We start from the raw sequence: 2,934 nt of genomic DNA on the forward strand, positions 1-2,934 counted from the left end.
TTTCAAATCAATATCTGTAAGACCTGGTGTAACTTCGTCATAAGTATAATCGGTAGCGCTCATGTCAGAGGCACCAATGCTGATACGGAGATAACTTACACCGATATGGGTATCATCGGTCATGAAAAGATCTTTCAATACTTCGTCCTGCTTTTGGGCAGTTAGTTTATTGAGCACCATAGCACTGCCGCCGGTAAGGCAATAGCCAAAGCCATCAATAGTTTGGTAGGTAGTGACCGCATTGATATTTATAGTTGAACCGCTGCCCGCTGTTGTACCGAAATTTATCGACACATTTTGTTTGGCGAAGGAGGTAACCTGGTCGGCAGTGGTGAGCCACATGGCAACATCGCTTTTGGTTGGCGTTACTACCGGAGGGGTAACAACGGGGGGAGTTGGCGTTGGTGTCGCGGTTGATTTTTTTCCGCAGGCTTCCCCGCTAAAAACACCGATAGTAATAAATGAGGCTAACAGAACGCGTGTAAAATTATTTTTCATCAGGGGACATATTTAAAGCCGGATTGCATGAAGTTTAACAGCTTTTTTGTTAAAAATTGGTTTATTTGATAGCTTAACATTACTAATATATGAACCGCTAATGGCTATAACAAGCGTATATTTGTGGTGTTATGGTATCAAAAGGCCGTTTTTAGAAAATTATGATACGCTTCAATACCAAACGAAACGATTGCCGGCAAGGCAAAAAACTATAAAACCTATGCAAAGCGAACAATACAATACCAAGCCAAAAAAAATTATATTTTTTTTATTTGCCCTGCTGTTTACGGTAGGTTTAACGGCAAATGCACAAAACCTACGGGTTGCGGCGGCCGCTAACCTGCAGCCGGTAATGGAGGTTTTACAAAAAGATTTTAAGCAGAAAACAGGTATCACCATTGATGTAGTTATAGGATCGTCGGGCAAATTGGTAGCCCAGATCAGTAATGGTGCTCCGTTTGATGTTTTTTTATCGGCCGACATGAGCTTTCCCGAAACCCTGTTTAAAAATGGATTCGCTAAAGAAAAGCCGGTAGTGTATGCTTCCGGCAGCCTGATCATTTGCAGCACGCAAAACATCGGTTTTGAAAATTGGGAACGCCTGCTGCTTTCGGCAAGGGTAAAAAAAATTGCCATAGCTAACCCGTCCATCGCACCTTATGGCAAAGCCGCGGAACAATCGTTGCAGGATAAAGGAATTTTGGACGACGCTAAACAGAAAACAGTTTATGGTGAAAGTATATCGCAGGTGAATACTTATATAACTACCGGTGTAGCCGATGTTGGGTTCACTACCCAATCGCTGGTTAAAGAGTTAGGGAATAAAACACTCTTGTATTATAAAGTCGTCGACCCTAAAACATACGATCCGATATTACAGGGTATCGTGATCCTCAAACACGGCGCAGATAACCCTTCGGCCGAAAAATTTTATCGCTACATTTTAAGCCCTGCTGCTAAAAGTATTTTTAAGACATACGGCTACCGGGTTCAATAATTTGTATTTTTAACCAATGGACCTTTCGCCCATATGGCTCACATTAAAGTTAGCGGGGATCACCACCCTGTTGCTGCTGCTTGTTGGGCTGCCATTTGCTTGGTGGCTTTCAAGAGGAAGGTCATTTATCAAAATCATTATTGAAGCAATTATTACCATGCCTCTGGTGTTACCGCCATCCGTGCTGGGCTTTTATTTGCTGCTGGCTTTTAGTCCGCAGCATGGCTTGGGGAAATGGTTGCATGATTCTTTTGATGTACAGCTGGTTTTTTCTTTTCCGGGGCTGATCCTGGCTTCGGTAATTTATAGCATGCCATTTATGGTTGGGCCTGTAAAATCGGCTTTGCAGCAATTGCCGGGTTCCTTAGCCGAGGCATCGTACACCCTGGGTAAAACCGAATGGCAAACTTTCAGGAATGTATTACTGCCCAATATTAAACCGTCGTTATTAACTGCTGCCGTTTTAACCTTTGCCCATACGCTGGGCGAGTTTGGTGTGGTGCTGATGATAGGGGGGAACATCCCCGGCATTACAAGGGTAGCGTCTATTGCGGTATATGATTCGGTAGAGAAAATGGATTATACATCGGCCAATAATTATTCGCTGATCTTATTTTCTATAACGTTTGTTTTGGTGATAGCTGTTTTTGTGTTTAATAAATACCAGGCGAAAGGGCCCTTAGCATGATCAGCATCGATATTGAAATAAAATTAAAGGCCTACAATGGCGGGCAATTGCTCCCGATCAAGAAGCAGTTTAATAAAGGAAGCATTACCAAAATTTTAGGGCCTTCGGGATCAGGGAAAACCACGCTGCTGAAAATGATCGCCGGGCTGTCATCGCCAGAAAACGGGAAAATCATAGTCAATGACGTTACCTGGTTTGATTCAGGGTCGAAAATCAATGTATCTCCCCAAAAAAGGAATGCAGGTTTCGTGTTTCAAAACTATGCACTGTTCCCGAACATGACGGTACAGCAACACCTGGAATATGCCACAAATGATGCCGGCTGGATAAAGCGACTGCTGCAACTGGGCCAGCTGGATAAGTTTACCAATCATAAACCCGATCATCTGTCCGGGGGGCAGCAACAACGGCTGGCGATATTAAGGGCGCTGGCCATTAAACCCAAGCTGCTGTTGATGGATGAGCCATTTTCGGCCCTGGACAGTAAGATGAAAACATTGTTGATAGCTGAACTTAAATCTTTGATCAAACAATTGGATATCACAACCATTATTGTAAGCCATAATTTGCAGGAGTTGGAAATGTTTGATGGTGAGGTGATAGATTTTGAGGGGTTGGTTTAAATACTTTATAAATCAGTCTTACCGTTTCCGCCGCCGCTCGGCTCCAGCCGAGTGGCAATTATCCCAAGGCCTCCGGCCTACGTAAACCCGACGGCCAGAGGCCGTTAAATAGTTACCACTCGGCTGGA

3 protein-coding genes and 1 pseudogene are annotated in these 2,934 nt (G+C 43.8%); 3 read left to right on the top strand and 1 reads right to left on the bottom strand.

The genetic code is table 11. The features are described 5' to 3' along the window. Nucleotides 1-498 (bottom strand): annotated as a pseudogene (locus VF500_RS25730) (glucosylceramidase); the annotation flags it as partial. 220 nt (nucleotides 499-718) lie between these two features. Between VF500_RS25730 and modA the strand changes: the two are divergent. The 3 genes from modA to VF500_RS25745 are packed head-to-tail and all read left to right on the top strand — an operon-like array spanning nucleotide 719 to nucleotide 2,806. Next, nucleotides 719-1,495 carry a molybdate ABC transporter substrate-binding protein gene (gene modA / locus VF500_RS25735; protein ID WP_330862403.1) on the top strand — a complete coding sequence of 259 codons (777 nt, stop codon included), beginning with the start codon at nucleotides 719-721 and terminating at the stop codon, nucleotides 1,493-1,495. Nucleotides 1,496-1,511: 16 nt separating this feature from the next. Continuing rightward, the gene (modB, locus tag VF500_RS25740) at nucleotides 1,512-2,183 is read left to right on the top strand and encodes a molybdate ABC transporter permease subunit (RefSeq protein WP_330862404.1); all 672 of its coding nucleotides are present in this window, start codon (nucleotides 1,512-1,514) and stop codon (nucleotides 2,181-2,183) included. After that, on the top strand, nucleotides 2,180-2,806 hold the full coding sequence (locus VF500_RS25745; protein WP_330862405.1) for a sulfate/molybdate ABC transporter ATP-binding protein: 627 nt from the start codon (nucleotides 2,180-2,182) through the stop codon (nucleotides 2,804-2,806). The genes modB and VF500_RS25745 overlap by 4 nt, the downstream gene beginning before the upstream one ends. Nucleotides 2,807-2,934 lie beyond the last annotated feature (128 nt).

Origin of the sequence: Mucilaginibacter sp., assembly GCF_036383575.1 — a bacterium.
GTDB lineage: Bacteria > Bacteroidota > Bacteroidia > Sphingobacteriales > Sphingobacteriaceae > Mucilaginibacter.